Raw genomic sequence first — 6,000 nt, 5'->3', positions numbered from 1 at the left:
ACAGCCACCACGTAAATCACGGGGAATATCGGCGACGCGAAAGATCATACCCGCAGCCTGCAGGGCCTTGCGGGTTTGCACGACGCCAACCGTTGAGTGAAATAAAAATAAGAATTCCGTCACAGGCGTTTTCCTTGTCGTTGACCCATTAACGCCGCGCCGATAGCGCCTGCAAATTGTGCATCTGGATGCGTATATACTGGCATTTTCAGATGCGTTTCCAGCATACGGGTAAATGCCCGGCAATGACTGACGCCGCCTGTAAACAGAATCGGCGCTTTACAGGAGAGACGGCCAATGAAATTGGCGCTGCGTCGCGCCATCGCGTTAATTACCCCGGCGAGAATCGTTTCCGCTGGTACACCCGCAGAACGCAGGCTGATCACTTCCGATTCGGCAAACACGGTACACATGCTGCTGATGGCGTGTGGCTGCACATTTTCGGTGATATTGTCGAGTTCCTCGACGCTGGCGCCCAGAGTGCGGGAAATGACTTCCAGAAAACGCCCGGTGCCTGCTGCGCATTTGTCATTCATCAGGAAGTCGCACAGGTTGCCGTCGCTATCGAGCTGAATCACTTTGCTGTCCTGACCGCCGATGTCGATTACCGCACGCGTTGCTGGCGCAAGAAACCGTGCGCCGAGTCCGTGACAGGAAATTTCTGTTACCTGCTTATCGGCAAAATCTACCAGTTGCCGCCCGTAGCCGGTGAGCGTTAAAAACGGCGTTGCCTCTAACCCTTCGCGCAGAGTTTCCCTGGCTTCAGTAATTGCTGTTGCCGGACGAAATGGCGTTGGAACGAGAAAACGGCGCGTGATCACGCCGTCTGCCAGTAAGATCCCTTTAGTGGCGGTAGAGCCGGAATCAATGCCTATCGAATATCTCACAGCTATTCCTTACAACATCTCAATAAAGGCCGCGACGCGGGTGCTGAGTTGCCCGATATCCGAAGTAGAGTAGTCCGTTTCAATGGCGATATAAGGAATGCTGTGCTGTTGGCGCACGTGGCGTTTAATCGCCAGTGATTCCACCGCATAGGTATGACAGGCCTGCAAAATTACATCCACCACGCCATCGACCTGATATTCCTCCACCATCTGACTGAGCATTTTCAGGCGCTGATCGTTCGGCGAAACACAGGAACAGCCAATAGCCAGATATTTATCAGCAAGAGCGTCATACACATCGCCCGTTTCCGCCACGCACTGTTCGGTGGCTTTCGCCCCGGTGCAGTTTTCATAACCGACTACCCAGCCGCCGTTCTCTTCAATTGCGCGCACGACTTTCTCTGCCGCGCCGCCAATTGGGCAACCGGTAATTAAAATTCGTGGACGCGGGTCCAGTCGCTGGCCATCTTCCCACTGCTGACGAACGCGAGCAGTCATCATGTCCAGCTCATTGATCAACGCGTCTTTATCGAACCGGAACGTTGCGCCATAAACCACTTTCAGAATGTCGCTACCGCTAAGTGCCGGAGGATTTAGCTGCCCCAGATGATAGAAATTGGTCAGTGTGCGGCGTTCACGGTTTTTTAACGCAATGGCATCGCGTAATGTGTCTTCTGTGATTGCTTTCCCGAAACGTTCTTCAACGGCTTTCTGCAAGCGCAGCATTTCCGCTTTCCACAATGCGCGAGAGGCATCGTCCTGCACGCTGTTCGGCAGTTGCATTACATGAACGGGCTTAAACTCTGCCATATATTCGTACATTTTCTTTTTGCCGTCGCAGGTGGTTTCGCCGACCACCAGATCAGAAAAGTAGAAGTAGGGACATTTATCCGTTTTGCCGAAACCGTAGCTGCTTTTGATTAGCGGACAAAGGTTGCGCGGCAGATCTTTCTCCGCTTCTTCGATGGTTTCATCGGAGGTTGAACAGAGCGAGACTACAACCGCCCCGGCAGCCATAGGGATCTCTTGCGGCATAAACGTACAATAGGTGCCAACCAGCGGAATGCCGCGCTCCTTGAGATCCATGACAGTGAGAAAGCCTTTTTGGCGAGCTTCGGAGAACTGATCGAAAATGGCGGGTAGATCGGTGACAAGTGACATGATTTTCCTTCCCCGTTCCACGGGAGACAATGAAAAGAGGTCACAGTATTACCATGTTTTTAGTGTGGTTTATTTGATCTCTCTCGCGGTTAGCCATTTAGCTCATTTTTCGTGGATTCCTAAAAATTGCTAAAGGGTAATAAGGACGGAATTTGCGACAATAAATATAAAATCAGCCCAATACAGCCACCGACCAGCGTGCCGTTGACGCGGATAAACTGTAAATCTTTGCCGATGTTTAACTCGATTTGCCGCGACATATCGCGCGCACCCCAGCTTTTCACCGTATCGCTGATGTGGCGAGTCAGAAATGCCGCAAACTCCGGCGCGACGCGGTGCGCAGCCTGTTCCAGGTGACCATTTAACGACGCCCGCAAGGCATCATCGGCAATTAACGTTTCGCCAAACCATTGCCCCGCCTGCGCGATGCGTTCCTTCACGTGAGAATTTTCGGCGTTGATATCCGTTTTTAGCCATTCCCGCAAATCTCCCCACAATTCACCGAGATAGCGGTTAAAGGCCTCATCTTTTTTCAGATAGTTCTTCACGGCATCGGCCCGCGCTGCCATTTCAGGATCGTTTTTCAGTTTGTCGATCAGCGCAAAAGTGGCGCGATCAAACGTATGGCGGATCTGATGTGTGCGATCGCGGCTGATATCATCAAGCAACGAATTAACCGCGTCGGAAACCCACTCTGCACTGTGTTCGCCCAGCCATTCCGTAGGCAAAATTTTAGCTTTTAGCGGATGTTCGCTCTCCAGCCAGTGGACAATTTGCTGAGCAATAAACTTGCGTGATTTATCGCGCTGGAGCAGGGCGATCAGTTGTGTGATCAATGTGTCCAGAAGCACCTGATGACGATTGTTTTTGGTCATGCTCTCCAGCATCAATGCACTGGTGCCGGAAAGATCCACTTTATCGATCGCCTTATGCACCGCGCGCTTAAGCAGCCGTTGAATACGCGCGTCATCGGTCAGTTCGATAAAACCGCTCATGATCTGCAACAGATGCTGGCCGACACGGCGGGCGTTCTCCGGCTGGCTGAACCAGTTGCCGATCAACCACGCCGGTTCATGGCGCCGAATCAATGCCACCAGCGATTGGGTATCAAGAAATTTTTCCTGCACGAACTGGCCGAGATTTTCGCCAATCCTGTCTTTATTACGCGGAATAATTGCTGTATGGCGAGAAATAATCGGTATCGGCACGCGGCGAAACAGCGCCACCACCGCAAACCAGTCCGCCAGCGCGCCCACCATCGCCGCTTCAGCAATCGCCTTCACACCGCTCACCCAAAAATTAGGCGGTAAAAACAGCGTAACGACAAAGGTAGCAGCGGCGATAAGCAGCAAAGAGAGTGCCAACATTTTGGCGCGTCGAAGTTCAATGAGTTTATTCATAACATTAAGAATAGAGCCTGGTACCGGGGGCGCGTAAAAATCGAGATATCTTCCATAAAAATGTATCGCTTGCGGAAGAATAAAAATAGCCTGGAAAGCGCCTCGGGGAATGGGAAATTGCCGGGTGAGAATGGTTTTGTTAGTCGCTAAAGTCAGGCCATCTTTTTCAACAAGCGATGGATCGCCATGACAAACTTCACGACCAGCACGCCGCATGACGCATTATTTAAAACCTTTCTCACGCACCCTGATACTGCGCGGGATTTTATGGAGATTCATTTACCAAAAGGCTTACGTGAACTGTGCGATCTCGACACCTTAAAACTGGAATCCGCCAGCTTTGTCGATGAAAATCTGCGGGCGCTACATTCCGATATTCTGTGGTCGGTAAAGACCCGCGAAGGAGAGGGATATATCTATGTGGTGATTGAACATCAGAGCCGCGAGGATATCCATATGGCGTTTCGCCTGATGCGATATTCCATGGCGGTGATGCAGCGCCATATCGAGCATGATAAACGCCAGCCGCTACCGCTGGTCATCCCGATGCTGTTTTATCACGGTAGCCGTAGTCCTTATCCCTGGTCCCTGTGCTGGCTGGACGAATTTGCCGACCCACTTATCGCACGGAAGCTTTATACAGATGCGTTCCCGTTGGTGGATATCACCATGGTGCCAGACGACGAGATTGTGCAGCATCGCAGAGTTGCCTTACTGGAGTTGATCCAAAAACATATTCGCCAGCGCGATCTGATGGGGCTTATCGATCAACTGGTAGTATTACTGGTTACAGAGTGTGCTAATGACAGCCAGATAACAGCGCTGTTAAATTACATTTTACTGACTGGCGATGAAGCGCGTTTTAAGAAGTTTATCAGCGAACTTACCCGTCGAATGCCACAACACAGGGAGCGAATAATGACGATTGCAGAGCGAATTCATAATGATGGATGGCTGTTGGGGAGGGAGAAAGGGAAAGAAGAAGGGGAACAGCGCCTCCTCCGATTGTTGTTGCAGAATGGGGCAGATCCTGAATGGATACAAAAGATTACCGGACTTTCGGCAGAGCAAATGCAGGCATTAGAGCAGCCCTTGCCTGAAAGCAAGCGCGATCCATGGATCGAGTACTAATCAGAGGCTGAGACAAACGCAAAGCTGCCTGATGCGCTACGTTTATCAGAACTACATAACCCATTAAATATATTGAACTTTAAAGATTTTGTAGACCTGGTAAGGCGTTCACATGGCATTCAGCATGAACAAAGCACACTTTGCCTAAGCCATGCCGGAAGCCGAGAAAATCGAGCCTGCTGCCACCTGGATTTTCATGCGGTACAGCTGCCGCGCTACGCAGACCATATCGACCTGTTCAGGCAATTCTATCCACAGCAAAAATCTGTCTTTCGGGCGCGTAATACAAATTACGCAGGGAAAATACTCCCGTGTCCAGCAGGTAAAAGCGCCATTTTCGCAGACGGTATATTAAAGCTGCTGGTGGCAGCAAATGCAGACCCGGTACGTGTTACTGCTGGTGAGAGATGAATGATTAGAGAATATTGGGTTACGCAGGAAGAATATGGCGTAATGAAGGCCGTTCTTCACATAATTATGGGATTTATATATCAACTCGTCAGATAAGTAGTTATTATTGCTAAATCATAGCTTCACGGAAAGACGTCAGAATGAAAGCAACAGAAGCCCGTTTACTCGATTTTTTAAAATGTTCACAGCAGTTTGTTATTCCCATTTATCAACGAACTTATTCATGGACAGAACAACAATGTCGGCAACTTTGGGACGACATCATTCGTGCCGGAAAGCGTGACGATATATCTGCACATTTTATCGGCTCAGTTGTTTATATTGAGCAGGGGTTATATCAGGTTTCTGGTATTTCTCCGCTACTGGTCATTGATGGTCAGCAGCGGCTGACGACCGCAATGTTGCTGATTGAGGCTTTATCGCGCCATCTTGGCGAAGAAGAAGTGTTTGATGGCTTTTCGGCAGTGAAATTGCGTAATTATTATTTACTCAATCCTTATGAGTCCGGCGAGAAAGGATTTAAATTACTGCTGACCGAGACTGATAAAGACAGTTTGCTGGCGTTAATAAAACAAAGACCAATGCCAGAAAACTATTCCCATCGAATAATGGAAAATTTTACTTTCTTTGATGAGCAAATTGCCAAACTCGGTGATGACTTGATCCCCTTATGTCGTGGGTTAGCAAAGTTATTAATTGTCGATGTGGCGCTTAATCGTGGTCAGGATAATCCACAACTGATTTTTGAAAGTATGAACTCCACCGGTAAGGCGTTAAGTCAGGCCGATCTGGTGCGCAATTTTATTCTGATGGGTCTCGAACCAGAGCATCAAACCCGGTTGTATGAAGATCACTGGCGTCCAATGGAAGTCGCTTTTGGTCAGCAAGGTTACAGCGAATATTTTGACAGTTTTATGCGTCATTATCTGACGGTAAAAACGGGGGAGATCCCGCGGACAGATGAAGTCTATGAAGCATTTAAACTGCATGCCCGCAGCCAGAGTGTTGCC

5 protein-coding genes and 2 pseudogenes are annotated in these 6,000 nt (G+C 49.5%); 2 read left to right on the top strand and 5 right to left on the bottom strand.

From position 1 onward, the window contains the following. The 4 genes from EA14781_RS24825 to EA14781_RS10485 form a co-directional block, all read right to left on the bottom strand. On the bottom strand, window positions 1–123 hold a 123-nt coding region (locus EA14781_RS24825), incomplete at its 3' end, for a putative Se/S carrier-like protein (protein ID WP_042335605.1). Continuing rightward, window positions 120–887 carry a putative 2-hydroxyacyl-CoA dehydratase activator YjiL gene (gene yjiL, locus EA14781_RS10495; RefSeq protein WP_001270706.1) on the bottom strand — a complete coding sequence of 256 codons (768 nt, stop codon included), beginning with the start codon at window positions 885–887 and terminating at the stop codon, window positions 120–122. The genes yjiL and EA14781_RS24825, both read right to left, overlap by 4 nt. Before the next feature lie 9 nt (window positions 888–896). Continuing rightward, window positions 897–2,048: a double-cubane-cluster-containing anaerobic reductase gene (locus EA14781_RS10490; protein WP_000060705.1), complete on the bottom strand. Its 1,152-nt coding sequence runs from the start codon at window positions 2,046–2,048 to the stop codon at window positions 897–899. A 119-nt stretch (window positions 2,049–2,167) separates the two neighbouring features. Then, on the bottom strand, window positions 2,168–3,448 hold the full coding sequence (locus tag EA14781_RS10485; protein ID WP_001037403.1) for a DUF445 domain-containing protein: 1,281 nt from the start codon (window positions 3,446–3,448) through the stop codon (window positions 2,168–2,170). A 186-nt stretch (window positions 3,449–3,634) separates the two neighbouring features. Between EA14781_RS10485 and EA14781_RS10480 the strand changes: the two genes are divergently transcribed. Continuing rightward, window positions 3,635–4,579 (top strand): Rpn family recombination-promoting nuclease/putative transposase, encoded by a 945-nt coding sequence (locus EA14781_RS10480; protein ID WP_000181207.1) that lies wholly within the window; start codon window positions 3,635–3,637, stop codon window positions 4,577–4,579. A 153-nt stretch (window positions 4,580–4,732) separates the two neighbouring features. Here EA14781_RS10480 and EA14781_RS24290 read toward each other — a convergent pair. Further along, window positions 4,733–4,906 (bottom strand): annotated as a pseudogene (locus EA14781_RS24290) (aminotransferase-like domain-containing protein); the annotation flags it as partial. Window positions 4,907–5,130: 224 nt separating this feature from the next. On the opposite strand from EA14781_RS24290, the pseudogene EA14781_RS25695 reads away from it, so the two are divergent. Further along, window positions 5,131–5,784: pseudogene (locus EA14781_RS25695) on the top strand (DUF262 domain-containing protein); the annotation flags it as partial. Window positions 5,785–6,000 lie beyond the last annotated feature (216 nt).

The sequence above is a fragment of the Escherichia albertii NBRC 107761 = DSM 17582 genome (genome assembly GCF_000759775.1).
GTDB lineage: Bacteria > Pseudomonadota > Gammaproteobacteria > Enterobacterales > Enterobacteriaceae > Escherichia > Escherichia albertii.
The sequence above is the reverse complement of the archived record's forward strand: the minus strand, read 5'-3'. Positions and strand labels throughout refer to the sequence as shown.

Coding starts and splice junctions, on each gene's coding strand:
- EA14781_RS10490 (WP_000060705.1), bottom strand. CDS start 2,048: ATGTCACTTGTCACCGATCTACCCGCCATTTTCGATCAGTTCTCCGAA.
- EA14781_RS10485 (WP_001037403.1), bottom strand. CDS start 3,448: ATGAATAAACTCATTGAACTTCGACGCGCCAAAATGTTGGCACTCTCT.
- EA14781_RS10480 (WP_000181207.1), top strand. CDS start 3,635: ATGACAAACTTCACGACCAGCACGCCGCATGACGCATTATTTAAAACC.